We start from the raw sequence: 25,906 nt of genomic DNA on the forward strand, positions 1-25,906 counted from the left end.
TGCGATGGACCTCGAACAGTTGGCCGGGACGTCCAAGCGACTGGCACGCAGACTCACGCAGCCAGCCACACCTGCGGCTGAACTACTCGCTCTGCTGAGATCAGCGCTGGTCGCACGAGGCTACCTGGCGGTGTGGGCGAGCGAGCCGCCGCTCGACACGATCCCGGACACCGCTTGGGCTGCACACGGATTCACGCGTGCGGGCGACTCGCAGTGGAAGCCGGCCCGGTGGCTGCCTGCTTGGCTGGACACCCGCGGCACGGCACCCGACGAGGCAGCGGCGCAGCGGGCACCACGTCGTCCGAACTGGATGCTGGACGCGGACCAGTTCTACACCGACATCACCGGGCGCGAGCAGTATCTCAGCCCCGGGCAGAAAGCAGCGGTCCGCGCCGTCAGCGCAGCTGAGCCCGGCGACTCGGTTATCTGCGTGCTGCCGACCGGCTCAGGCAAGACCGACGTGGTGCTGACGCGGGCGCTGCGCAGGCGCCCTCTCCAGACCTGTCTGGTCGTCCCGACGGTTGCGCTGGCCATCGACCTGGAGCGGCGGGCACGCGTGATGGCGGGCGAGGCCACGGCCCACTTCACCTACCACGGCCAGCTTGGCGACGAAGCCAAGCGCGAATTGGCCATACGGTTCCGCGAGGGCTCCCAGTGGCTGGTTATCGCCTCGCCGGAGGCGGTCTGCACCGTCTTGTCGGGCCCGTTGGAGACTGCTGCCGCAGAGGGCAGGCTGGACCTGGTTGCCATCGACGAGGCACACATCGTGGCCGAGTGGGGGGACGACTTCCGCCCGGCCTTTCAAACGCTGGCGGGCCTGCTCGCCCGTCTCGCGCAGCGTGCCCCCGTCGGGCAGCAGCCCGTCACCGCCATGCTCACCGCAACGTTGGACAACCACGGTCTGAGGACCTTGAAACGGCTGTTCCCTGGCCGCCACGAACTGGTCGTGTCCGCGCAGGCGACACGGCCGGAGCCCTCTTGGTGGGCGATCAAGTGCGCCTCCGAGGACGACAAACGAGCAAGGTTCCTGGAGGCCTGCCGCCACCTGCCTCGGCCCCTGCTCGTCTACACGACCCTGCACAACTCCGAGCGGTCGACGAACGTGACCACCGCGCTGCGATGGCTGCGCGAAGCGGGTTATCACGCGGTCAGCGGCGTGAGCGGCAGCACCCGGGCGTCCGACCGCGGGGCCGTCGCCGACGGCCTGCGCATGGCGGGACCTGTCAGCCGGGACCTCGACGTCGTCGTGGCGACCTCCGCCTTCGGCCTCGGCGTCGACCTGCCCGATGTGCGCGGGGTCGTCCACCTGTGCCTGCCGGAATCAATTGACCGCCTCTACCAAGAGGTCGGTCGGAGCGGCCGCGACGGCGCCGCGTCGACCTCGCTGGTGCTGTGGACCGATGCCGACGCCGACATGGCCAGGGGGCTCGCCGACGCACGCCTGATCGGCGACGCGAAGGCGTGGAAGCGGTGGCGGAGCATGCGGGCGGGGATGACCGGCGGCCCGGCTCCCCAGGTCGACCTCACCGCCGCCACCGACGACGTCACCTACCCGTGGAGCGACGCTAACCGCTACTGGAACCTGCAGACGCTCAGTGGTATGGCCCGCGCCGGGATGATCGCGCTGGACTGGCCGACACCGCCGCAGGTGCCCGCGGACTGCACCGACGAGCAACTCGAGAACATCTTCGCCGCCCATCGGCGGACCACGGCCGTGCGCATCCTTGACAGCGACTTGGGCGACGAGGCCCAGTTCCGCGCGCGGTTCCGCGCGGGCCAGTCGACGGCAAGGACCGCAGGCTCGGCCTCGTTGGACTCGGCCCTGTCCCTGGTCAGCGGCGCGGGAACGTGCGTCAACAGCGTGCTCGCCGAGCACTACCGCTTGGCCTCCGGGACGAGCAGGCTCGACGCGGTGCGCCAGTGCGGTGGGTGCCCGGCGTGCCGCGCCGCGGGCAGGACCGCGACCGCGTCGACCACCCCCGCCGAGGCGCTGTTCGACGGCGGTTTGGCGGTGCGGCCACGACGCGTCCTCGACGGCCTCGCCCTTGATGGCAAGCTCTGCGTCTGGACCGACGGCGACCAGGCTGATGCCGAGGACGAACTGATCCGACGGCTGCACGCTGCGGGCGTGGTGGCCTTCATCCCTCCTGGCCTGCCGCCGCGCCCGGCCAAGACGGCGGCAGGCTTGTGGTGGCAGGACCAGCCCGCAGAGCTGTCACGCACGGTGATCGAGGCCCTCCGCGTACCCACGCTCGTCCGCATCCGCGGCGACGACTGGGACCCGAGTCAAGCGGGCCTGCTGCTGAGCAGGCTCGCCCCCGGACCATTGACCGTCGTGCTGACCACCCGCGACCACCCGAGCCCCTTCGACAGCAGAAAGCTGCTCAAGGAATCATGGGGCCGCCAACACCGAATCGACCACTTGCTGCGGAGGCTGTGAATGGCGCTGCTGACCTCGCCGGACATGCTTCCCGAGGGCACGCGGTTCTTGACGCGCGCGCTCGTGGCCACCAAGGGCAAGCCCGTTGACAGGGACGAACTCACTGCCCTGGTGGCGCCGCCCGGCCTCGCTGAGGCGATGACCACCCTGGTAGCAGTGATCGACGACGACGCTCCCGACGACGCCGACGAGAGGGAGCAGGCCACAACGGGCGATGCGGGGAACGAGGCTGCGCAGCGGTCCCTGGACGCTTTGCGCACCCTCGGGGTCGTCGACATCGCCAAGAATGAGGTGGCCCTGTCCGAGGTCACTGCCCGGTTGTGGTCACGACCAGAACACGTCACCCCGCGCGCCTTCCGCGCTTTCATGCTGGACCGGTTCCTGCAGACCGCCGACCCGCAGGCTGCGCCGGACAGCATCGAGGGTGTGATGGACTTGGTGCACGCCCTTGACCTGTTCTATACTGCGGAAGAGCCGATGCGCCCGATGGCGCGGTTCAAATCTGGGCCGAAGGGGCCGGGTTTCGCCGCCTTGCAGACTGCGGCGCTAGGCATCGACGACGACCTGTGGCCGGTGCGCAACGCCACCCGCTGGACTCCGTTCGTTCGCTGGGCTTGCTACCTCGGCCTGGCGCGAAACGTCAGTCCGAGCGCGATGGTCCCCGACGCCAGCACCGCACTCGCCCTGCGCCTGTCCTCCCTGGAAAGCAGGACGTACCGGGCCAGCGAGTTCGTCGCGCAGTGCGCCGCCGCCGTGCCCCTGCTGGACGGAGGCGCGTTGCAGCGGACATTCACTGTTGAGTGGACGGGCGACACACAGGTCATTTCACCCGCCCTGTCAATCTCACTGCTGCAACTGGAGGCCGACGGCGCAGTCACGTTCAGCAAGCAAAGCGACTCCGGGGTGTGCGTCTTGCGCACCCGACCGGACCGGTCCACCGACAAGCCGGTCACCTCGATCGAGTGGACGGCCAACGCCGAGAGGGGGGCCGCATGAGCGGCAACCTGGTCTGCTGGAACCGTGAGGCTGTCGATACCGCCACGCAGGTCGACGTCGGAGGTCTGCAGGTCGACGACGCCCACGCCGACGCGGTGTTCGCCGCGATCCACCAGCCCCTGCCGCTCAAGCGGGTCCGCGACGTCCGCCAGAACCAGACCTCCCCGGCGACCGAGAGCGACCTGCTGGCGGAGTTCACCAAGCCGATTAACGCCAATGAGCCAAGGCTGGTGTTCGTCACCGGCCCCAAGGGCAGCGGCAAGAGCCACCTTGTGCGCTGGCTGAAGTCGCAGATCGGTCCCCGGCCCTTGTGGCACGTGGTCTACATCGAAAAGCGCAACACCAACCTTCGCCGTGTCATCGAACTGATCCTCGACGGCATCGACACACCGAGAGCCATCCAACTCCGCGCCACGCTGGCCAGAGCCAGCGCGGAGATCGCCAGCGACGCTGAGGCGGTCAACGCGCTGCTCAGCCGACTGGACCACCTGATCCAGTTCGACCGGTCCGGCGCGCTCAAGGGCCTCGACGGAGTGCCTGAGCCGGAGATCAAGGAGTTGCGCACGACCGCGCACCGACTGCTCGGCGACTTCACCTTCCGCCAGGAGTTGAGCAAGCAGGACGGGCCAATCCACCGACTGGTGCGACTTGCCCGCGGCGGGGCGGGCGCGTCCGAGACCGACGAGGCCGACCTGCACGTGACCGAGGGTGACCTCGTCGTCGAGGCTTCGCACTTCGAAGACCTCGGCCAGGAAATCCAGCGCCTGGTGAAGCAGGTCAACAGCAGCAGGTCCCTGCGCGCGGACCTCGCGGCGTTGTGCGACTCGTACCTGGAGCGCGCCAAGGGCGAGGTCTTCACCGGGCCGAGCACCGACCTGCTCGAGGTGTTCGAGGACGTCCGCAAGGAGATCCACTCGCGGGGCAAGGAACTGTGCCTGTTCGTCGAGGACCTGGTCCTGCTGCACGGCATCGACAAGCAGTTGGCGCAGGCCCTGACCATCCCCGCGAACCGGCAACTGTGCAGGCTTCGCGCGGCGATCGCCGTTACCGACGGTTACCTGCGCTCGGTGGACACGTTCGCCGACCGGGGGAGCCACTTCGTGATCGATGTAGACATGCCGGAGATCGGCCAGTCGCGGTTGCGGGAGTTCGTCGGGCGCTACCTCAACGTCGGCCGCCTCACCGCGACGGAACTGGCCGTAGAACAGCAGCCCGCAACGACCGCCAACGCCTGCCTGCACTGCGAGCTGCGGCCCCGTTGCCACGACGCTTTCGGGGCCACGCCGCTGGGGCACGGGCTGTACCCTTTCAACGCCCATGCGGTCGACCGCCTGGTGGAGCTGGCCAGTCCGGACGAGTTCCGTCCGCGCGACATCCTGCGCCACGTGATCCGCGACTCCCTGGAAGTCGCCGAGGACGAACTGCCTCGAGACGGGGCCTTTCCCTCCTCGGCGTTCGCGCGGACCCTCGACAGCTCCCGGCGAGCGGTCCCGGTCGACGTCAGGGCCACAGTCCACAGGCAGAACCCCTCCACCGCGGAGCCCGAGGTGAGCTTGCGGGCCTTCTACGCCGACACCCCGCCAGCCGTGGACGGGCACCTGAAGAAGATCGCCGCGTACTTGCGCGTCGCCCTGAGCGACCTGCCCAGCGACTCAGGCGGCGACGCTGCAGCCGAGATAAGCTTGGATGCGTCGGCAATCGGGCCGTCGACGGCGCCGTCGAGGCAGAAATCGGCCAAGCCCGCGGTCGATAAGCCTGCGGAGAGCACGAAGCGTGACGAGTTCCAACTCTGGACCGACGGGGTCCAACTGCCCAGTGGAACAGCCAACAAGATCCGGACCTGGATCTGCAACAACATCGTCACCGTCCTGCGGGGCGGTGAGCATGGACTGTTGGTCGCCAAGACCACAAAACGCTCGTGGCGGGTCGGTGCGCACGAGTTGCGCCTGACCGATGTCAAGATCGCAAACGCCGCAGGCAGTGGCGGCATCGCGTCGGACACGCCGTTCCCCATCGCTGTGACCGACGACAACGCGCTGATGTTGAAGGGGATCGCCGCCGCCTCGGACGGCAAGCCGCTTGACGAGGTGGACGGCGGCGTCTGGTACTTCGCGGTGCAGTCGCGCATCGGCCGTTACGCCGAGCGAATCGCGGTACTGGCCTCGCGGGACGCCGAAGCGCGTGTGGCGGAGGCCGCGCGCGCTCTCACCGTCCTACGAGGAAGCGCCGCCCGGCCCGGGACCTCGGTCGTCGAAGCGCTACCCGCGATGCTGGACCCGACTCCTCTCGCAGGGGCGAATCGGGCGTTGCGGGACTTCGCAACCGACACCAGGCCCGCCCACCGCATCTGTCTCTCGGTGCTGCGCGACCACATGACGGGTGCCAAGGGCGCGGGCAAGCCAATCATCCTCGACATCGGCCCGATTTACCGGACCATCGCGCAAACCCTGACGACCACAACCTTTGCTGAACTGGAGCAGAAACACGGCGGCGAGATCTTTGCGGGACTGCAGGTCCGGCTCGCTCGAGCGGCGGACAAGGGGTGGTCGGAGGTCGGCAACCTCACGACCGACCTCGCCGCCCGCTTGGACCCTCGGGAGGACCTGGCGGTGGCCATGTCAGTGATCGAGCAGTTGGTGGACCGAGGGCACCTTGCGGGAAAGCTGCCGAACCAACGCGCCAAGCAGGAGTACGAAGATGCCGCCTCTGATGTGTCGCCTGCGCTGATGGCGGTCTACCAGCGCGCGGCCGCCGTCCCCCCGGGGCAGCGGGGCCCGGGTGCGCTGTGGGAGTTGCGTGAGGACCCAGTGCCCGGCCTTATTAAGCTCCGCGCCTACCTGGCCGCGGCTGAGAAGATCATGTCAGGGGTGGAGAGCAAACTTCCCGAGACGCACGACGGCGAGGCCTCGATCGACACCGAACTGCTCATCCAGGAGTTCAAAGGTCTGGCGGACCAGTTGGACGCGTTGGCCAAGAGAGGGGCACGGGCATGACCGCACCAGCATTGGCGGCCCGCGCGCGCAAACTGCTCGACCGACTGGGGCAGGTCATGGAGGGGGAGGCAGACGTCCACGTCCGCACCTCCGTGGAGAGCGCCGCAGGTCGGGCCAGGTCCAGTCGAGAGGCGCTGTCGGCAATCGACGCTGCGCTGCCCCGCCTGCGAGAACATGGGATCGCCCCCGAGGGACTGCCCGCGGAGTTGATCAGGAGCGCGACGAACGCAAGAACCGCGTTGCGGACAGCCGCGACCAACGTCGCCTCCGACGACCCTCGCAACGCCGCACGGCGCGTCGGCACCGACACGGTGGACCGGGCTTTGGAGTCCGCGGAGAAGGTGGTCCGCTCTCTCAACGACAGCTTGGCCAAGTCCGCGGAGCGCTGGCGGTTGGGAGTGCTGCCACAGGGCGTCAACCAGCCTGTGACCTCATACCCCGGCGTCAGCGACGCGCTCGTCATCAGCCTGCGCCGCATTCAGACCAAGCTGACCGCCAGGTTCGACGGCTCCCGGGGGGCTGCGGCCTTCCCGGACTGGGTCGATGAGATTCTGGAGTTGGCCGCCCGCTGGGAACGGGACCGCCCGGTCCTGGAAAAGGCCCTGCAAGATCATCATCCCGAGGTCGTGGCGTTCCTGCGGCAGGCAGCGACCGAGGCTGGTGCCTCGTGGGACCTCATCACCCCCTCTGTCCAGAAGTGGCTGGCCGACCCTGGCCACACGACGGGTTTGAAGGTCGTACTCCGATCGTGAGCACCAGCATCTCCACCGACGCGCTCATGCGCGCCCTCGACGTCATCGAGGAAGCCGAGACACGCAACCTCGCCTGGGGGCTGTTCGACGAGTCGTGGACCCGCGACGGGCTCCTCGACCTGCTCGCCGCCAGGTGGCAGGAAGGCTCCGCCGAGGAGTGCCTCGACCGCTTGGTCGAGGAGCAACTGCTCCTGCAACTGCCTGCCTCCTGGCCGCAGGCTTACCGCACCCGGATGTCGGAGACGGTCCGCCTCTTCAGCAAGCTGCGGCAACTGTTCCCAAACCAGCCCTGGCAGACCGGCGCCCGCCTCGTGTCCGACATTCGCTTCACGCGGCAGCCGCGGATGTTCTCCGAGCGGGATATTGCCCCGGATGCCTGTGTCGAACGACTCGCGCAATTGGGAGTCCCCGAGACTGTCCTCGTCGAGGTCCGCCGCGTGCTAGGCGGCAGAAAGCTCTCGCGGTTCCAGTTGGCGGCGACGGCTGCGGTGGTCAACGCCACCCGCTCCAGTGAGGACCGGGGGGTTGTGGTCAGCGCGGGGACCGGTAGTGGAAAGACCCTCGCCTTCTACTTGCCCGCGCTCTCGCGGATGTCCGCGGAGAAACCAGCCTCCGGGCGCGCTGTGGCGATCTACCCGCGCAACGAACTGCTCAAGGACCAGTTCGCGACAGCCCTAGCGGAGATCCGCCGCCTGCGCCAGGCCGGGGGCAGGCAGTTGACAATCGGCGCGTACTTCGGCCCCACGCCCTTCTCCGTCAATGAGCCCCCACCGGCGTGGGGCGGGTGGCGAAAGCGCGGGAAACGGTACATCTGCCCGTTCCTGACCTGCCCGTCGCTGGAAGACGACGGCTCCGTCTGCGCGGGCGAACTGAGCTGGGACAAGCCTCGAAACGGCGACGACGTGCTGAACTGGGGACGCTTGGTCTGCTTGCGGTGCGAGGACGCCGTCACAGGCGACGAATTGCGGTTGACGCGAACATCCATCCAGCGCGACCAACCTGACATCCTGTTCACCACCACCGAGATGCTCAACCAACAGTTGAGCGACGGGTGGTCCAGGCACGTGTTCGGCGCGGGCGGCAACAGCAAGCGCAAGCCGAACCTCGTGCTGCTCGACGAGATCCACACCTTCACCGGGACCAGCGGAGCCCAAGCGGCATTCCTACTACGGAGGTGGCGCAAACTGCTCGGCACGCACGTGACCTGGGTCGGCTTGAGCGCCACCTTGGCCAACGCGGCGACCTTCTTCGCCGATCTGTGTGGGCTCAACGTGGATAGCATCGAGGACATCCGCCCCGCCGACAGCGACCTTAAGCCCCACGGCAGCGAGTACCAACTGCTCCTGCGCGGAGACCCTGCCTCGCAGTCCGCGCTGTTGTCGACGACCATCCAGAGCCTCATGCTGCTCCGCCGCGTGCTTGGCCCCCGAGGCAGTACTGCGACCAGCCCGTACGGGTCGCGGGTGTTCGCCTTCCTGGAGAACCTGGACCTGGTCAACCGCCTCTACCGGCAGGTACTCAGCGCAGAGGGGCGCAACCCGTTCGGCGAGGTGGACACTTCGAAAAAAGTGCTCGCCGCGTTGCGCTCAGACCACGTCGTGCCTGGCGACGAGCGGATGGACCGAGACAGCGAGGGCCAGTACTGGTGGCTGCCCAGTCTGCTCGGGTTCGAGCAGCACCCCTTGCAGATCTCTCGGACGTCGTCGCAAGACAGCGGCGTCGACAGTAGCGCTGACGTGATCGTGGCGACATCCTCGCTGGAGGTCGGCTACGACGACCCTCGCGTCGGCGGCGTGCTCCAACACAAGGCACCGCGTGACATAGCTCAGTTCCTGCAGCGACGCGGTCGTGCGGGCCGAGTGCAGTCCCAACGCCCATGGACGGTGGTCGTTCTCTCCGACTACGGCCGCGACCGGCTCGCATTCCAGTCCTATGAGTCAATACTAGATCCGTCCGTGCCAGCCAAAAGTCTGCCGCTGGGCAACCAGTCGGTGCGGAAGATGCAAGCCGCGATGTGCCTAGTTGACTGGATCGCTATCCGCTTGAGTGCCGACGGCAACAGGCGGTGGGATGCCCGCAAGCTCCTGCGCGAACCGAACTCGGAGAACCAGGCGATCGCCCGTCGCTGTGCCGAGCTGCTGCACGAGGTTCTGGAGGGCGGACAGGCCCAGCACGACCTCGTCGCGTTCGTGCGCGAAAGTCTCCGGCTCAGCGACGATGAGGCCGCTAGCGTCTGCTGGGAACACCCCCGCTCGCTGCTGCTGGAGGTCGTACCTACCGCTTACCGGCGCCTGGCCAGCCAGTGGGCGGCCGTCGACGAGACGCGGCAGCTACGGCAGCAGATAGACACCGTCGCGCGGCAACCGCTGCCGGAGTACATCCCGAAGACGCTGTTCAGCGACCTGGAACTACCCGAGGTCGAGGTCGCTCCACCCGACGACTACGACCCCGCAGCCGACACCTCGCTTCCCGTGGGCATGGGCTTGAGCGAGCTGGCCCCCGGCAAAGTCACGCTGCGCTGGGCGGTGCAAAAGGTTCGCGGCCTGTGGGTCGAAGTCCCGCCCGGTGGCGTCGTAGACCTCGACGACCGCCTCGCGCCCGGCGGTGAGGTGTTGCGCGATGTGGACTCTCCGGCTGGGCTCGTGCCGCTGGTGCGTCCGATACGGATCCGACCCGAATCGCCCAGCAAGGACATCGACGCCGCCTCTAACGCCCGGTTGCGGTGGCGGTACCTCATCGACGAGGGCATTGGCGGCACCGCGCTGCCACGCGCGCGAAACAGCCCGCTGGGCGACCTCGTCGCCGAGGTGACCGCGTTCCTCAACATCGACCGGGGGCCGTTGCGCACATGGCGCTACGCCCTCGACGGCACTGCGGAGATCGTCACAAGGTCAGGCGGCCGTGTACGCCAGGACTACACCTTCACCAGGAACGGGTCACCCGCAGCAGTTGGTTTCGCCTCGACAGTCGACGCATTGGTGGTCGTCGTCCACGCGCCTGCCTCGATCGAAAGTTTCGACCTGCTCGACGACCCGGACCGACTCCGACAACTGCGCACCGACCGCTTCCAGCACTTGGCCGTCGAAGGTTTGACGACACGGGGGCTTAACCCCTTCGCTGCGGGCTGGGTCACCGATGTCGCCGTCTCCGTCGCCGCACAGGCAGTGCTGCACGGCGGAACAGCGCAGGACTTGGTGACCGCGCCGTTGTCGCAGTGGAAGGAACTCGCGGAGCAGGTCGTGGACGGCGTGCTGTTGGCGACGTCGCACACCGACCTAGAGCAGACACCGCTGCGCGACGTCGTACTGGACACCCTCAGCGACCCGCAGATGACCGATGTGCTCCGCGCCGCGCTGTCTGTCCTCGTCACCGCTCCTGACGTGTCGTGGCTGCCGTGGCTGCGGGCCCGGTTCCTGCAGACCGTGGCGGCTGCGTGGCAGTCCGCTGCACAGCAGGTGTGCCTGGACTTCAACGTCGACACTGATGCCCTTGTCGATGTGGTCGACGAAGGTGGCCTCACCGCCCGTGTTGTGCTGTCAGACTCTGTGCCAGGCGGAGGAGGCCTGGTCGAGACGCTGGTCCGCCGCATCTCAGACGATCCCCGACGTTTCGACACGCTGGTCGCGACCGCAACGGAAGCCAGCGACACCGAAGAGGTCGATCCGTCGCTTCGCCGGGCGCTGGGCCTACTGGGAGAGGACGTCGACGTGGCTGCCGCGGCGGAGGCGTTCAGGTCCGCCCCGCACAACAACCGCTTGGCACTGTGGCAGAATTTGATCAACATGCTGGCTGACAAGGGTATCTCGCGCACGAGGATGGCCCTCTCGGCGCTCTCGGCGAGGGTTTTCCGCCCGGGATCCAGCCGCAGCAGCGACAAGTTGCTGCGGACGCTGCTGGACCAGTGGGACGCGATCGACCTGCGCGCGGGGTTCGCTATCGACCACCGGTCGGTCTGCGCGTTCCTCGCCGAAGACGGCCAGGTGCTGGCAGCCTTGCAGCAGCTGGCAGGGTCGAGCACCGGCGATGACCGACGTGCACGGGCGCAATCGGTCTTGCTCAGCTTGCTCTGGACCAGGGCATGCGCGCGGCGGCCCGAGACGCTGCGCGCCAGCAATCGCTTCGTGGCCAACCCTCCCGCAACTGAGCGCACCTTCGTCGAACACGCACTTCCCGGCCGGCCGAAGGGCGTCGATGTCGACCGGAACGGATGGCGCGAGGACCTCATCGCGGTCTTGCGCACATGGGGAGAAGCCCGGGTCTTCAGCACCAAGGCAAACGCGTCAGCCTTGTCCGCAGCCGTGCGAAGTCTCATCGTCGACCCCCTGGAGGTCGATTGGCTGCACGCCTATCCCAAGGTGACCGGCGCGGTCAGGGACGGCGGCAGACACTCCGTGTCCGTGACCCTGCAAGAGGCGCCACAGTGACGACCAGGCTGATCCACCGACAAGCCGCGTCCCCCAGCCGCGAGATCGCCGAATGCCTGGAGGGGATGCTCCTGAGCGAATTGCTGAGCCCCGGCAGGTCGCTGCTGGTGATGTCCCCGTGGATGTCCGACTTTCCTGTCGTAGACAACCGGGGAGGGCGATTCACCTCAATCGAGCAGTCGTGGACCGCCTCGCTCGTGCCGTTCTCCGCAGTGCTGCGCGCACTGCTTGTCCGAAGGGTCGAGGTCCGCCTGGCCTGTGGCCCTGGCGACCGCGACAGCGAGTTCGCCAAACGCGTCGAGCGGGGCGCCCAACTCGATGGGACATCGGCGCGCTTGTCAATCTCCCCGCTCCCGCACAGCGACAAGGCACTCAGCCACGAGAAGGCACTGGTCGCGGACACGTGGGCAATCTACGGCTCGATGAACCTCACCTACCGCGGCGTCACCTTCAACGGTGAACTGATCACGGTGACCACTGACCTGGCCACCGTGACCAAGGTCGGGACCGAACTGCGCGGGGTGTTCGCGTGAGCCCGACTCCTGACGCGGAGTGGTCCGCATTCCTTGAGGGCTTCTTCGCTGACCCCAACGAACTGCGTCCCCATGGCAGCCGGAGCCTGCGGGACTTGATCGACGAGGCGCGACAAGCCTGGTTCAGCGATCCGCAGAGGCCGATGTTCCTGCCGCTGCGCGCCTCCTCCTACACCTACTGGTACGCGATCTTTCCCGACCGCAGCCAGCAACCCTGGGTGCGAGACCTGGTCCGCGCCCACGTGGGATCGTGGATCAGCACCCAGGTCGCCGTTGAGGGGGACTCCACCACAGCGGTCGACGCCCCGGTGCGCGCCCTCATCGGTGACCAAGGCGCCGCGTTCAGGTTCCTCGTGGCCCGCCACGCCGACGCGGTGTCGATGACCCGCGACAGCATCGCCCGACTTGTGCGGACCCTCGCGCAGCGTCCGCACCGCAAGGTCAGACTCCTGCCCCCGCTCGGGATGGTGCTCGGCGATTTCGCCGACGCGTGCGCCTCTGGCGCGCAGTCGCTCGCGGCGAGTCATCTCGACCGCCTTGAACAAGACCACAGGCTCTCCAAGACCAACAAACTGTTCTTACGGCTGCGCTACCTCGCGGTGTTCGAATGCTGGCAGGAACTGGCGGACCTTCCGGAGTTCCCGGACCTGCTCCGCCTTGACCGCCCCGCCGCGGCGTCAGACGCCCTGGCCCGATATGCGATGGCGCGAGTGCCGCTCGATGCCGATCTGGCCGCCTTCGCCGAGCAGACGCCCGAGTTCGGCAACCTCGTGCCATCGGTGACCGCGATCAGGTCCGCCGCGGGCGCGCAATACTACGCGTTCTGGTCGGTCGCCTCCGGCGAGCGCAGCAGCGCCGTATCCGCCCGATTGGCCGAGGCGGGCTGGCTGGACCACGCCACCGACCGGCCGGGCTTGGCCCTCATTCTAGGAGGAGGACCGGACCAGGACCCGACGGCGACTGTTGAGGTCGATCCCCAGGTGCTGCACGACGCCGTGGCCAGGGGCCGTTTCGACGCCGCGATCGAACTGCTGAGCGCGTCCAAGCCCACAACTCACCTGCTGGAGGTGCTCACCGAGGTTCTGCTGTCCACCTTCCACCCGCAGGCGATCGCCTTGTTCCAACGGTGGAAGAGCGTGCTTGGCCCCGACGAGGCCACTGTCGCGCTCACGGCGCGAGGCACGCCCTCTGTCGCGCGGAAGTCGGCGGAACTGGCGACCGCTGACTTCGGAGCGGCGCTGAGGCAAGCATTCACCGACTCCAACGCTGTGCAACGGGCTGAGGCCTTTGAAGAACTCAAAGAGCACTCGATTGCACGTCTCATGAGGCCTGGGGTGCTGGCTGATGTGTTGGCGGTGGTGCGCTCGCTGAGCGGAGACATCGACCAGTCGTTGCGCCCTGAACTGGTGGACCTGCTGCTGGACATCGAACGCGACCTGTACGCGGCGTCGAAGAACGTGCCTGGCATCCAAGACCTGCGTGTTCTGGTTATCGAGACGTGGGCGTTGAACGACGCTACGGGCGACAGGCGCCGGGTCGAGCGGGTCATCGATTTGGTGGCTCGAACCCTGGCGAGCGGTCTGGGAACCGAGACGTACAGCGACGTGGTGGACGGGCTCATCCTGGCATGGGCACCGTTCCAGACCTCAGCGGATCTCGAACTGGGACTGGAAGCTGTAGAGGTGCTCGCCGCATGGCGGCCTGATTCCGACTCCCATCTGCTCGAATTCGCCGTCCCGATCATCAGCCGGATCGGCGTACACAACGCATCGAACCTGGGGCCTTCGTGGCTACAGACCGCGGTCCGACTGGGAACCGACTTCGGCCTTGACCTCACCGGCCTGTTAGTCCCGTTCGACAGTGCCACAGACGGCGATGACGCCCTGCGGGTGCCCAGTGGGACCGTGATCGCGATCTACTCCTTGATCGAGCCTGCAGCGCGCAGGGCTGCCGACGTGCTCAAGGCCACCTTTGCGCACATCCGCGTCGACGTACTCTCGGACAAAGTCGCCACCGAGGCGCTGCGCACCGCGAGTCGGACGGCGGATGTCATGGTGATCGCAGACAAAGCAGCGGCGCACGCCGCGACTGACGCCATTAAGGCAGCGCGCGGCACCAAGCCGCTTGCTTATGCGCGCGGAAAGGGAACTGCATCCCTACTCGACGCGGTCTACCAGGAACTCGCGAGCGCGTTCGCGAGAATTTAGGGCAGCTTCTACACGCTGTTGAGAGGGGTGCCCGTTTGCGAGTCGACGACGCGCGCCCGATGAGCTACTTGGTCGTGCGCCAACTCAGCGCCGAGGGCGTCGAACAGCAGTAGACCCGCTTGCCCTTGACCGGTCGAAGCATTTGATCTTGGTGTGATGGTGGTCGGCGTTCCGGGAGGATGTGCCGATGCGTCAGATGTTGACCGTGGCCGATCGGGAGGAGATCTCTCGTGGTGTGGCCCAGGGTCTGGAGTTCACCGAGATCGCGGTGGTGATCGGCCGCGATCCGTCGGTCATCTCGCGTGAGGTGGGTCGTCATGGCGGGCGGACCGCCTATCGGGCCGGGCGGGCCCAGCGGGCCGCGCGGGTGTCACGACAGCGCCCGAAGCGGCTGCGTCTGGACCGGGATCCGGTGTTGCGGGCGACCGTGGTGTCGTTGCTGCGTCAGAGTTTCTCCCCGGAGCAGGTGGCGGGCAGGTTGCGCCTGACCCACCCCGACGAGCAGGCTTGCCGGGTGTCCCACGAGGCGATCTACTCCTGGATCCACGCGCTGCCCGTGCGCGAGCTCGAACGCGCCGGCATCGCGCTGCGATCAGGGCGCACGCGTCGCCGGGGCCGGTCCCAGCCGGTCAACCGGGCGCCTCGGATCAGTGGGATCCGCTGGATCGACGAGCGTCCCGCCGAGGCTGGGGACCGTGCTGTCCCCGGCCACTGGGAGGGGGACCTTGTCGTTGGGGCGCAAGGGAAAACCGCGTGTATCACCCTGGTGGAGCGGACCTCGCGGTTCCTGGTCATGCTACCGGTCATCCGCCAGGACTCTGTGTCGGTGACCACCACCATCGGCGAGCACGTCGTCGGGCTGCCGTTCCTGCTGCGCAAGTCACTGACCTGGGACTGCGGCAAGGAGATGGCCCGCCACGCCGACCTCACCCTCGCCGCTGACCTGCCCGTGTTCTTCGCCCACCCGCACTCCCCGTGGGAACGGGGGACCAACGAGAACACCAACCGTCTGATCCGCGAGTACCTGCCCAAGGGCACCGAGATCACCACCGACCGCGGCTACCTCGCCACCATCGCCACCGAGATCAACAGGCGACCACGCCGTATCCTGGGATTCAGAACCCCAGCAGAAGTCTTCGCCGACCTCCTCACCAGCGCGAATGCTTCGACCGACTGAAGGCGCCAACGTGTCCGAGGCGGGAGGCGCGCACTATCTACACGGTTGAGCCTGGCGCGTGATGCTCGATAACAGCCTATAGCAGGTCTAGGTGCCAGCGGTGGTCTTCGCACCCGAATAGAACGATTATGATCCCCTTCGGCACGAAGAGACCAGGTGACGGAATCTGGCGGACTGCATCGGTCGTTAGGTTTCGATCCGCCTTAATCGAAGCCAAGGTGGATCGAACCAAAAATAGTCGTGCGAGAACACGTATGACGTCCATCAGCGTGACGGTCAGGCCACAATAGAAACCGATTCGCTAACGGATGGTTGATCTGTTGGTGCAAGTGATGGTGCGGCAAGTACTATCTGTACATGGAGAATGACGATAACACGCAACGTCCAGAGAAAACGCCCTGGGGAGTCGCCGAGGATGTTGAGTCGATCGCAATATTAGGCAGAAAGTTTACAAAATTTGTAACAAATACAGATTCTTGGCATTTTTCAGTCGCATCACAAATGCCTGTTCTGTGCCTTCCAGAAGCGACTCTGCGAAGGCCGGAGGAAGATGTCAACTGGGATGAACACAGAAAGATTTATCTGCACAACCCTATTCGCATGTTGATAAGTACAGACGTCTTAGAACTTGAACCAGAATCCGTCGTGACTGAACTCTACTCTCTATCGGAGACTTCGAGCTTCCAGATTTCCGCCTGTCAGGGTGACATTGCAGAATTGTGGCCACAGATTAGGCAATTCGAGTTGAACAGGGCAGTAAATGCTGAATATGCGGGACTTTTCATAAAGTCGAGAGCAGCAGAGACTCAAGTTGGCATCTCACTTAAATCCTTGGCAGAAACGGCTGGTAGTATTGCGCATACCTCGTCGCTCGAGCAAATATATGACGCTTTGCTACTTCATCGTGCTGCCAATAATATGCGTAGCGAGCTTTTTGTAAGCTCACTGCCGGAATTCCTCGAAGTTCGATCAGACGGATTTCGAACGCTTCCTGGTGTGGTTTCCCCAAAAGAAGCAATTCGACTCTGTTATGCAATAATGCGAAGTCGTCGCGAATATGTCACACATCTGTCGCCCGGCCAGAGGTTTACTGCTGATACACACACATTCTATGGAACGCTTTCATCGACCATACTTCCAAAAAGTATGCAGACGCTCCGGCACTGTTTGCGCCCAGGTTCGGAGAAGCGGAATCAGGTCGTAGCCAGGCATCTCCAAACTATAATTGCTAGATTCTCGGACCTTTTAATTTCTGCTGACGAACTTCATCATCTTAAAGTGATGGAGGGACTATTTGGGGGAAATAACAATAGCCTGACGGAGCAGATATACCATCTCAGTGCCAGCGTGCTGAACTACTGCGGAATTCTAGAATCGCTTGCTTGGCTTGCGAAGGAGGTCGATGAATATACTGAGAATCGCGGAAAAATGTCTATCTCTTGGGGTCGGTTAGTCGGGGATAAGGGATCTGATTTCGGAGCGCGCCTTCAGGCGGATGGGCGGATCGTGAGGGATGCGGCTCGTAGGCAGCCGTCAGAATGGCTTCAATTTGTACTCGATCTCCGCGCCGTGATGCAACATCGACGTCCCCTAGAGGGTGGGGTTCTGGAAGTGAGAGAGCGGTCTGGTCAGAGATGCCGCGCGAATTTTAGCGTGATTGATCTACCCTCTTCCTGTTCGGATGCGGCTCTTATCCCACTCGCAGTATTGGGACCAAATAACGACGGCTTGGTGCAGCCTTCGTTTTTACAGCATGAGATGGTCAAGTCGCTTTCGCCGATAATTGAAGCGACTGTCGGTTCTCTTGAGTGGAGGTCGGTTGAATGGCTTACTCGAAATCAATCCAACAAGCAGGAAATTGAATATCTGACGAAAATTGGACGGATTCATGCCGCTCAATGGCTATGGCCTATTCCTGAGAGCCGATAATCTTTATTCTATCTGCGGTTTACACAGCGAAACTCGCAAAGAAGGCGTGGATCGCATGTGATGCTCGAAGATCTAACTAGTTTAGGGTGTGCAAACGGGTTGAATCCAGATATAGGCGATTTCGCAGAGGGTTGCGGTGTCGCCCCAACGGTGGTCCGGCGAGATTTAAATAACGGCGGCTGGATTCTGAGGGCCTTCGATGACGTGGCTTGATGAGAGGTTGTCTCGGATGATGAGGTGGCGGTGTTCTTCCATGGCGGTGCCATGGAAGACGGCGATCTGGGAGTCGTTTTTAGCAAGGCGGAAGGTTTGGCCGTGGTAGTAGATGCGGACGTGTGGGTGATGACGAGTTGCTTGCTGGGGGTGAGGCGGTGTGTTGTGGGCATGGGGTGTCCTGTCGGACTGGAGGTTAGAGGCTGAGTACGTTATTTCGGTGATAGAGGAGGGCGTGGGAGTCAATTGGCAGTTCGGCGGATGGCGTGGACGATGACATCTAGGTCGTTGAATGCGTCGTCGCTGAAATTGTTGTTGTCTAGGGCCTTGGCGGCGGTTTGAGCGGCGTTAATGAGGTCGTGGAATTTGGTGGATTGGGGTGGGGTGAGGTGGTTTTCGGGGTCCTTCATGAGGGTGGTGAGGGCTGTGAGGACGTCGCACAGGACGGCGATGGCGATGTTGCGGGCGTCGGTGTCGGCGTTCATGGGTTCTCTCTGGATGGTTTGGGTGGGGGCGTTCGGTACTCGGGTTGTGCGAATTCGTTGCGGAGGGCGTGGGTGTGGTGGCTGTCGGGGTGCTCTAGGAGCCAGCGGAGGCAGGTGGTGACGTCGTCTAGGGCTATGGCTAGGTGGGTTATGTCTTTGAGGGTGAGGGTGTTGGTGAGGGCTGCTGCGATGAGGTTGTCGGGGGTGACGTTGAGGTCGATGAGGTTGCCGGGGAGGTACGGGGTTTGGGTGGGTGGTTCTGGAGTTGGATGGCGAGGATTTGATGGCATGTTTCGAGGATTCGGGGTGTGAGGGTTTCGAGGCGTTCGACTTCGTGGGGGTTGATGCCGCGTGTTTCTAGTGCGTATTGGATTTGGGAGGCGGTGGTGGTCATGGATTGGAGGTGGGCGATGAGGGTGATTAGGTCTGTGGTGTTCATGGGTCGTAGTGGGGGATTTCTGGTGGTGTGAGGCCGCAGTAGAGGAGGAGGGCGTGGAGGTGTTGGCGGGTTGGGTCTGGGGTGGTGTGTGGGATGGGTGGGAGGCCGTGGGCGCGGGTGAGGTATTCGGCGGTGGTGAGTAGGAGAGTGAAGGGGGTGGTGCCGTAGGCGGTGGCGATTGCGAGTAGGCGCGGGAGGGTGGGGTGGGTGGTGGCCTTCTCGTAGCTGCGGAGGGTGTGTTCGGGGATGTCGGTGGTGTCGGAGAGGTCGCGGATTGAGGTGTGGGTGGTGTTGCGGAGGGTGGTGAGGGTCAGGGCGAGTGCGGTGCGGTAGTCGGGGGTGGGCATGGGGCCTGTTCCGTGGGTTAGTTCGTGTTTCAGGTTTGACGTTGCTCTGTGTGGGTGCCGGGGTCCATCGACACGTGCGCATGATCTTTATGCGGGGAACTCCTAAAGGGCTCGACCTGGGGTTATGGTGGGTGGGGAGGGGAATCCGCGGGGCCGTTGACGCCGTGGGTATGAGCGCTGAGGGGAGGGGTGTGATGAGCGGCCGTTACTGCATGCGGTGTGGGGGTCGGCTGGCTCGAGATAGTCGGACGAGCATGTGCGACGCGTGTCGGCGGGTCAGTGGCGTGGGGACCGACCACGCGCCGAAGTTGGGCATGGGGTTCTGGTCGACCGACCAGATGCGGGACGCGTTCGACTCCCGGGACATGGGGACCGTGGTGCGGGCGTACCGGTACCACCCGGCGCATGGGCACAAGCCGTTGCCGCAGGAGACGGTGGCGCGGTGGTTGGGGACGGTGACGCAGTCGCAGTTGAGTCGGATCGAGTCGGGGCGCAACCGGGTTGAGGCGCTGGACAAGCTGATCCACTATGCGCGGGCGCTGCGGATGCCTGCGGAGTTGTTGTGGTTCTCGCTGCCGGATGACGTGGACGTGATCCCGATACCGAGGGCTGAGGACGTGCTTGCGCTGCCGGGCGGGCCGGTGGTGCCTGCGGCGAGTGCGCCGACGGGGTCGGCCATCGCGGACAGTCTGATGGGGACGTTGGACTTCTACGCGAGCACGGACAATCTGGTGGGGTCGCACTCGCTGTTGGAGGTGGTGCCGCCGCAGTTGCGGTTCATTGAGGAGCTGTTGGGGAAGGCGCGAGGGCGGGATCGGCAGGCGTTGTTGCGAGTGGGTGCGCGGTACGCGGAGTTCGCGGGGTGGGTGTATCAGGACACCGGGGACTTGCAGAGCGCCATGCAGCTCTCGGCGACGTCGTACGACTTCGCCAATGAGGCCGATGACCTGGCGTTGCAGTCGTACGTGTTGATGCGGCGGAGCAACATTGCCAGCGACGCGGGGCGTAGCGAGCTGGCGTTGCGGTTGGCGACATCGGCGTTGGAACAGGCGGAGTCGTTGTCACCCCGGTTGCGGGCGTTGGCGCTGCGGCAGCAGGCGCACGCACACGCCCAGCGCGGGGACGATGTGGCGTGCGCTCGGGCGTTGGAAGAGGCGTTCGTGCTGGCTCAGCGGACGCCGGGCTCTGGGGCCGACCTGGGGCACTACTGCACTCCGGAGTACTTGGAGATGGAGGCGGCGCACTGCTGGGTTGAGCTGGGCAAGCCGAACGACGCGATCGGGTCGTTGCGCAAGGGGTTGGGTGAGTGGCAGCCGGAGTTCCGGCGTGACCTGGGGTTGTGCCTGGCGCGGTTGGCGCTGGCGCACGCGGTGGAGGGGCAGGCGGAGTACGCGGTGCAGGTGGCGCGGAGTTCTGCGGTGATCGCGTTGGAGACGCGTTCGTCGCGGATTCAGGCGCAGTTGGGGCGGGTGCCGGGTGTTTTGGCTGCTCAGGACGCGTTGGAGGAATCTCGGATGGTGGGTCGGCTGGTAGCATCTTTGCGGTTGAATTAGTCGACGAACGAAGGTGTCTATGTTTGCCGGTGCCACGGCGGAAGAGGTAGCGGAGCGGGGCGCTTCAGTGGCTGTTCTTCCGGTTGGGAGCTTTGAACAGCACGGCGGGCATCTGCCTTTGGCGACGGACACTCTGATTGCTGAGATCATGGCACAGCGGGTGTCGTCGGATTACGGGTTGTTCTGCCTTCCGCCGGTTACCTTCTCTTGTTCTCACGAGCACGAAGGATTCGCGGGCACGGTCAGTATCAGTGCGGCGACGCTGATTGCGGTGGTGGCAGATATCCGGGCATCACTGGCGCGGTCCGGGGTGCGCAAGCTGGTCCTGGTGAACGGGCATGGCGGGAACTACGTGCTGTCCAACATCGCCCAGGAGGCGAACACGGGCGGGCCGGTGGTTGGCTTGTTCCCCGGCACTGACGACGTTGACGCTGCTCGGGCCGCTGCGGGTATGCGGACCACGGCGCATGAGGACATGCACGGCGGCGAGTGGGAGACGTCCATCCTGCTGCACGCGATGCCGGACGTGGTGCGGCCTGGCTATCGGGACGCGGACTTTGACGCGGCCGTTCGCCCACACCTGCACGCGGTGGGCATGGGCGGCTACACCAAGACCGGGATCATCGGTCGGCCGTCGCTGGCGACTGCCGAAAAGGGAGGTTTGGCGCTGGATTCATTGTCCGCGTCGTTCGGTGGATTGCTTGGCTTGTTGGGCGGCTGAGCGGGGTTAATGTCGGTCGCGCATAATGGACATGCGCGCGGCGGGGAGTTGCGAATACGTGCGCGCATAGAAGGTATGCGAGCATTTCATCAAATGGAGGTTGGTCGAGCCGTTTACTCGGTTGTGTTGGCCGGTGAATCCGCCGGTCGGAACCGAGAGAACGGAATTCGACATGGAACGCTGGGAAGACCTTCAGGCCAGGCTCTTTCACCTGGGGTACCTGGGCGAGGAACTCGAGTACTTCGCCACCGACCGGCAGCGCGGGGCGTGGCTGTACCGGCAGATCGCGGTGGAGGCGTTCAAGGCCGCTGAGATCGCCGATACCTACGCGGATGAGTCCTACACGGCTGAGAGCTTCCTCGGCGGTGACCTGTGAGGCGGCAGTGGCGGCCGGGGCGAGACCGGGTGCGGATCGTGGGCGTCGGGGTTCCGTGGTGGCGTCGGGTGCTGGTCTGGGTGGCAGCGTGGGTCCGCCGGGTCTGGGCGCGGTGGGTCACCTACTGGCCGGGGCTGGCCTATCCGGGGATCGCGTGGCGGGCGGTCGCTGGGTGGCGCGGTTGGGTCCTGGCGGGTCAGGGGGTGCTGTGGGCTTGGCGGCCGGTGTGGCGGTTGATCGGGCCGTGGTGCCGGGATGCCGCCGCGTGGGTGGTGCACGTGGCACCGGGGCTGGTGGTGCGGCTGTTCTGGCGCGCCTTGGTCGTGGGGGTGCGGTGGTTGGTCCGTCGTGGGGTGCCTGGTGGGCTGCGGGTGCTTGGGCTGGTCGTGGTCGGCGCGACGTGGCTGGCCGGGTGCCTCGGGCGGTACGTGCTGGCGTATCGGGACTTTGGGCCGCTGGTGCGGGAGATGGAGACCGAGGGGGTGCGGGCGCACCGGGTTAAGGGTGCTCGGGACGCGTGGCGGCGGACTACCTACCGGCGGTTGACCGTGATCGGCCTGGTTGCTCTGGGCGTGCTGGTGGGTGTGCTCGGGCTGGTGCGGCGGTATGGGCCGGTGGCCGGGTGGGGTGTGGTCCTGGTGGTCGTCGGGGTGCTGGCGGCGGTGGGGCGGGCGCGTCGACCCCAGCCGGCGCCGGCGGGTGATGCGGCGGTTCAGGAGCGGGGGGCGGATGAGCCGTTCCCGATCGCGGACGCGCACACCCGGTCTCAGGCGGCGGAGTGTGTGGCTCGGGCGGTCGCGGCCGAGGGGATCGAACTGCGGGCGGTGGAGAGCGCCAAGCGGCAGCCGTGGGGATGGGAGACGGCTGTGGTGTTGCGACGCGGGACACCGGCCGGGTTGGTGGGCAAAGTCGCTGAGTTGGAGACGACGTTGGACCTGCCGTCCGGGGGTGTCTTGGCCGCGCCGGATCGGGGGCGGCGGGCGCGGGTGGTGCTGAGGCTGGCGGAGCGGGACCCGTTCGCCGGGCTGGCACCGGCTGTCGACCGTGCGCCGGGGTCATTGTCCATCCGGGACTCGCACCCGGTGGGGGTGCGCATGGGCGGCGATGAGCTGCGGCTGTCGCTGTACGGGGTGCACGGGGTCGTGATCGGCGGTCCGGGGTCGGGCAAGTCGCAGACGTTGCGGGCGTTGGCCGATGTGGTGTCGGCGTGCTCGGACGCGGTGGTGTGGGACCTCGATCCAGCGGGGAACGGGTTGGAGGCGCTGGGGGCCGGGGTGGCCCGGTCCGAGCGGGACCCGCGCGGGATCGAGGCCGCGTTCAGCGACGCGTTGACGATGGCCCAGGCGCGGCCACGGTTGCTGTCCCGGCTGGGGATGGGCGATGCCTGGGACGCGTCTGCGGAGCGGCCCGCCGTGGTGGTGTTTTGCGACGAGTATCCCCGGTTGACCGATCAGGCCAAGGCGCTCGCTATCGACCTGATCAGAGTCGGGCGCAAGGCGCGGGTGACGCTGGTCTTGGCCGCGAGCGAGGCGACCTCGGACGCACTTGGGGCGGCGGTCGCGGAGATCGCGGCGTTGAAGGTCATGCACGCGTGTCGGCACGCGGATGTGCGGTTGGTGCTCGGGGCGAACATGGGCGCGGACGGGTGGCGACCCGACCGGCTCAACCCCGCAACCGGGGACGCGCCGGAGGATGCTGGGGTCTGCTACGTCCACGCGGCCGGGGCGCGTGATCCGGTGCTGAACAAGATCCGGGTGGTGCCGGGTGAGCGGGCGCGGCTCAACGGGTCGCATCGGGCGGCGCGGGGGCTGCCAAGGATCGACGCGGACACCCTCGGGGCTCTGCCCACCGTGCCCACGGCAGGGGACGCGGTGGACAGGACGGCGGTAGGGGACGTGCTGGCGGCGTTCGGGCCGGATGACCGGCTGTGGACTGAGACGCTGCTCGGACGGCTGGCCGGTGTCGACGGCCGGTATGCGGGGTGGTCGGCGGACGAGTTGGCTGGGTTGCTCGCTCCGTTGGAGGTGCGCCCGGTGCAGGTCAAGATCGACCGGCGCAACCGCAACGGCTACCGCCGTGACGTCTTGACGGCTGCTTGGGACGCCTACCGGGGGCAGTCATGAGCCTCTACCCGGTAGAGGCCGGTAGAGCTGCGGATTGTGGTTCTGACCTGGGCGGTAGACGGGTAGACGCCCGTTCCGGCGGGTGTGTGTCCCGGGCGGAAGTCGCCGGTTCGACTCAGAACGGCACGGAACATCCAGCGGTGCGTCTACCGAGTGAACTTCCCCCGCTGAACCCGACCGCTTCGCGCATTCTCCTTGCAATCCTGATCGAATTGACGACGATGGACACCCTGGAAAGGGGGACCCATGACCACCGAGATGACCACGAATCCGTGGGCGACATTGGATGACCTTTGGGGAATCGAGGTCGCCACCAACCTGAGCGCGGGACAGGCGTGGAACGTCGCGTTCTACGGCCGCTGCTCGACCGAGGACAACCAGGACCCCGCCACCTCGCGCGGGTGGCAGCGGGGCAACGCGACCAAGTTCGTGGAGCCCTTCGGCGGGACCGTCGTCGCGGAGTTCTTCGACATCGGCCAGTCCCGTTCGGTGCCCTGGGACCGGCGCGACGCCGGGGCCCGGTTGCTGGCCGCACTCAAGGACCCGAACCGGGGCTGGGACGCGCTGGTGGTGGGTGAGGGCACCCGGTGTTGGTTCGGCAACCAGTTCTCCCTGATCGCGCCCCGGTTCGCGGCGTACGGGGTGGACCTGTGGGTCCCTGAGTTGGGCGGGAAGTACGACCCGCGCAACGCCTCCCACAAGATGCTGATGAGCGTGCTGGGCGGCATGAGCGAGTCCGAGCGCCAGCACGTCCAAGCCCGTGTCCGCGCCGCGATGGACTCGCAGGTGGTCAACGAGGGCCGCCACCAGGGCGGGCGCGCGCCCTACGGGTACGTGACCGTCGACGGCGGGCCGCATCCCAACCCGCGCAAGTTCGCCGAGGGCTACCGGCTGCGCGTGCTGTCCCTCGACCCGGAAGCGGCGGAGGTCGTTCGACGCATCTTCGCCGAATACCTCGACGGCAACGGCGACCGCGCTATCGCCAACATGCTCAACCGAGAAGGCATCGAATGCCCTTCGGCGCGTCGACCGGAACAGAACAAGCACCGACACGGCGACGGCTGGCAAGCAAGCACGGTCCGCGCCATTCTGGACAACCCCCGCTACACCGGATACGCCGTATTCGGTCGCTGGACCAAAAACGAAACACTCATTGATCCTGACGACGTGGGCGCGGGACACAAGACCATATTCCGGAAAGCATCATCGGACCGGGTCGTGCGGTCCCGCCACCCCGCCCACCCGGAAGTCGTGTCGGTCGAGATGTTCACCCAAGCCCAACTGCTTCGCCGGTCGAAGTCCGTTGGTGGGTTGGCGACCGCGCGGAAGGCGGAGCGTGGGGCGAACTCCACCCGGTCCTACCTGCTGCGCGGGATCATCCGGTGCGGAATCTGCGACCGGAAGATGCAGGGAGCCACCATCCGCTCCGGTGCCTACTACCGCTGCACCGCCCGCAACCTCGCCCCCAGCTCCCCGTTCCTGCTCGACCACCCCCGCACGGTCAACTTGCGCGAGGATCACGTCACCACAGCCCTGAACGGCTGGTTGGGGCGTCTGTTCCACCCGGACAACGTGGACGCCACTGTCGCCGAACTCCTGGGAGCGCAGGAAGGCGTGGTCATCGCCCCGAACGTCGCCAACGCCAAAGCCCGCAAGGCCGATGCTGAACGGCGGCTACGGAAGCTGCAAGACGCCATCGCGGCGGGCGTGGACCCCACAGCCCTGGTCGAGCCCATCAACCAGGCCCAGGCCGAACGCGTGGCCGCGCAAGCGGAGATCGACAACCACCGCGACGGCGACGAACTCGACCCCGCCGAGGTCTACGCGATGATCGACTCGCTCGGGGATGTGGCCCGCACGCTGGACGAACGCAAGCCCCCGGCGCTGAACCGGCTGTACCGCGCGCTCGACCTGAAGATGGTCTACCAAGCGAAAGAGCAGGCCATCGATGTGATGGCCTGCCCGCGTGTAGCTAGTGAACGTGTCCGAGGGGGGACTTGAACCCCCACGCCCGTTAAGGGCACTAGCACCTCAAGCTAGCGCGTCTGCCATTCCGCCACCCGGACTTGCGAGGTCTCCCTCGCGGTGCGGTGGAGAGCATAGCCGATCGCCTGCCCAGCCTTGCAGCGGGGGATCACCGAGGTTGATCTTCCTCGCGGTGGCTGCGGGAGTCGATGTCCGCGCGGCTGGGAGGAGGG

16 protein-coding genes and 1 tRNA gene are annotated in these 25,906 nt (G+C 66.0%); 14 read left to right on the forward strand and 3 right to left on the reverse strand.

What is annotated here, in order from left to right; all coding sequences use genetic code 11:
- Positions 1 to 4 precede the first annotated feature (4 nt).
- The 9 genes from dpdF to GCL84_RS26925 all read left to right on the forward strand — a co-directional run bounded on the left by dpdF (position 5) and on the right by GCL84_RS26925 (position 17,451).
- Positions 5 to 2,440, forward strand: a complete 2,436-nt coding sequence (gene dpdF, locus GCL84_RS26885; protein ID WP_197523527.1) for a protein DpdF — start codon at positions 5 to 7, stop codon at positions 2,438 to 2,440.
- Positions 2,441 to 3,436, forward strand: coding sequence for a hypothetical protein (locus GCL84_RS26890; protein WP_156758346.1), 996 nt, complete (start codon positions 2,441 to 2,443; stop codon positions 3,434 to 3,436).
- Positions 3,433 to 6,429 carry a protein DpdH gene (gene dpdH, locus GCL84_RS26895; RefSeq protein WP_156758347.1) on the forward strand — a complete coding sequence of 999 codons (2,997 nt, stop codon included), beginning with the start codon at positions 3,433 to 3,435 and terminating at the stop codon, positions 6,427 to 6,429. The genes GCL84_RS26890 and dpdH overlap by 4 nt, the downstream gene beginning before the upstream one ends.
- Complete coding sequence (locus GCL84_RS26900) at positions 6,426 to 7,181, forward strand: hypothetical protein (protein ID WP_156758348.1); 756 nt, start codon at positions 6,426 to 6,428, stop codon at positions 7,179 to 7,181. Before dpdH ends, GCL84_RS26900 begins: the two co-directional genes overlap by 4 nt.
- Positions 7,178 to 11,605 carry a protein DpdJ gene (gene dpdJ, locus GCL84_RS26905; protein WP_156758349.1) on the forward strand — a complete coding sequence of 1,476 codons (4,428 nt, stop codon included), beginning with the start codon at positions 7,178 to 7,180 and terminating at the stop codon, positions 11,603 to 11,605. Before GCL84_RS26900 ends, dpdJ begins: the two co-directional genes overlap by 4 nt.
- Positions 11,602 to 12,138 (forward strand): phospholipase D-like domain-containing protein DpdK, encoded by a 537-nt coding sequence (gene dpdK / locus GCL84_RS26910; protein ID WP_197523528.1) that lies wholly within the window; start codon positions 11,602 to 11,604, stop codon positions 12,136 to 12,138. Before dpdJ ends, dpdK begins: the two co-directional genes overlap by 4 nt.
- Positions 12,135 to 14,345 carry a protein DpdD gene (gene dpdD, locus GCL84_RS26915; RefSeq protein WP_268891420.1) on the forward strand — a complete coding sequence of 737 codons (2,211 nt, stop codon included), beginning with the start codon at positions 12,135 to 12,137 and terminating at the stop codon, positions 14,343 to 14,345. The genes dpdK and dpdD overlap by 4 nt, the downstream gene beginning before the upstream one ends.
- A gap of 187 nt (positions 14,346 to 14,532) precedes the next feature.
- On the forward strand, positions 14,533 to 15,522 hold the full coding sequence (locus GCL84_RS26920; protein ID WP_197523529.1) for an IS30 family transposase: 990 nt from the start codon (positions 14,533 to 14,535) through the stop codon (positions 15,520 to 15,522).
- A gap of 357 nt (positions 15,523 to 15,879) precedes the next feature.
- Positions 15,880 to 17,451, forward strand: coding sequence for a hypothetical protein (locus tag GCL84_RS26925; RefSeq protein WP_156758353.1), 1,572 nt, complete (start codon positions 15,880 to 15,882; stop codon positions 17,449 to 17,451).
- Between the two features lie 455 nt (positions 17,452 to 17,906).
- Here the strand turns inward: GCL84_RS26925 and GCL84_RS26930 are convergent, their stop codons facing one another.
- Together GCL84_RS26930 and GCL84_RS26935 are read right to left on the reverse strand one after the other, a co-directional pair.
- Positions 17,907 to 18,149, reverse strand: a complete 243-nt coding sequence (locus tag GCL84_RS26930; RefSeq protein ID WP_156758354.1) for a hypothetical protein — start codon at positions 18,147 to 18,149, stop codon at positions 17,907 to 17,909.
- Between the two features lie 435 nt (positions 18,150 to 18,584).
- Positions 18,585 to 18,935, reverse strand: a complete 351-nt coding sequence (locus tag GCL84_RS26935; protein ID WP_156758355.1) for a helix-turn-helix domain-containing protein — start codon at positions 18,933 to 18,935, stop codon at positions 18,585 to 18,587.
- Positions 18,936 to 19,219: 284 nt separating this feature from the next.
- Between GCL84_RS26935 and GCL84_RS26940 the strand changes: the two genes are divergently transcribed.
- From GCL84_RS26940 to GCL84_RS26960, 5 genes are all read left to right on the forward strand, one after another.
- Positions 19,220 to 20,488, forward strand: a complete 1,269-nt coding sequence (locus GCL84_RS26940) for a helix-turn-helix domain-containing protein (RefSeq protein WP_156758356.1) — start codon at positions 19,220 to 19,222, stop codon at positions 20,486 to 20,488.
- Positions 20,489 to 20,507: 19 nt separating this feature from the next.
- The gene (locus tag GCL84_RS26945) at positions 20,508 to 21,209 is read left to right on the forward strand and encodes a creatininase family protein (protein ID WP_156758357.1); all 702 of its coding nucleotides are present in this window, start codon (positions 20,508 to 20,510) and stop codon (positions 21,207 to 21,209) included.
- 172 nt (positions 21,210 to 21,381) lie between these two features.
- Positions 21,382 to 21,585 carry a hypothetical protein gene (locus tag GCL84_RS26950; protein ID WP_156758358.1) on the forward strand — a complete coding sequence of 68 codons (204 nt, stop codon included), beginning with the start codon at positions 21,382 to 21,384 and terminating at the stop codon, positions 21,583 to 21,585.
- 80 nt (positions 21,586 to 21,665) lie between these two features.
- On the forward strand, positions 21,666 to 23,708 hold the full coding sequence (locus tag GCL84_RS26955) for a P-loop NTPase family protein (RefSeq protein WP_156758359.1): 2,043 nt from the start codon (positions 21,666 to 21,668) through the stop codon (positions 23,706 to 23,708).
- Between the two features lie 246 nt (positions 23,709 to 23,954).
- Complete coding sequence (locus GCL84_RS26960; protein WP_156758360.1) at positions 23,955 to 25,709, forward strand: recombinase family protein; 1,755 nt, start codon at positions 23,955 to 23,957, stop codon at positions 25,707 to 25,709.
- Here the strand turns inward: GCL84_RS26960 and GCL84_RS26965 are convergent.
- Positions 25,691 to 25,774: transfer RNA gene (locus GCL84_RS26965), tRNA-Leu, on the reverse strand. The genes GCL84_RS26960 and GCL84_RS26965 overlap by 19 nt on opposite strands.
- Positions 25,775 to 25,906: the final 132 nt, after the last annotated feature.

Origin of the sequence: Actinokineospora pegani (genome assembly GCF_009745975.1) — a bacterium.
Lineage (GTDB): Bacteria > Actinomycetota > Actinomycetes > Mycobacteriales > Pseudonocardiaceae > Actinokineospora > Actinokineospora pegani.

What these genes read in the sequence shown, in the direction of transcription:
- dpdH (WP_156758347.1), top strand. Translation starts at nt 3,433, where the DNA reads ATGAGCGGCAACCTGGTCTGCTGGAACCGTGAGGCTGTCGATACCGCC.
- GCL84_RS26925 (WP_156758353.1), top strand. Translation starts at nt 15,880, where the DNA reads ATGGAGAATGACGATAACACGCAACGTCCAGAGAAAACGCCCTGGGGA.
- dpdF (WP_197523527.1), top strand. Translation starts at nt 5, where the DNA reads ATGGACCTCGAACAGTTGGCCGGGACGTCCAAGCGACTGGCACGCAGA.
- GCL84_RS26935 (WP_156758355.1), bottom strand. Translation starts at nt 18,935, where the DNA reads ATGCCCACCCCCGACTACCGCACCGCACTCGCCCTGACCCTCACCACC.
- GCL84_RS26920 (WP_197523529.1), top strand. Translation starts at nt 14,533, where the DNA reads ATGCGTCAGATGTTGACCGTGGCCGATCGGGAGGAGATCTCTCGTGGT.
- GCL84_RS26900 (WP_156758348.1), top strand. Translation starts at nt 6,426, where the DNA reads ATGACCGCACCAGCATTGGCGGCCCGCGCGCGCAAACTGCTCGACCGA.
- GCL84_RS26950 (WP_156758358.1), top strand. Translation starts at nt 21,382, where the DNA reads ATGGAACGCTGGGAAGACCTTCAGGCCAGGCTCTTTCACCTGGGGTAC.
- GCL84_RS26960 (WP_156758360.1), top strand. Translation starts at nt 23,955, where the DNA reads ATGACCACCGAGATGACCACGAATCCGTGGGCGACATTGGATGACCTT.
- GCL84_RS26930 (WP_156758354.1), bottom strand. Translation starts at nt 18,149, where the DNA reads ATGAACGCCGACACCGACGCCCGCAACATCGCCATCGCCGTCCTGTGC.
- GCL84_RS26890 (WP_156758346.1), top strand. Translation starts at nt 2,441, where the DNA reads ATGGCGCTGCTGACCTCGCCGGACATGCTTCCCGAGGGCACGCGGTTC.
- GCL84_RS26945 (WP_156758357.1), top strand. Translation starts at nt 20,508, where the DNA reads ATGTTTGCCGGTGCCACGGCGGAAGAGGTAGCGGAGCGGGGCGCTTCA.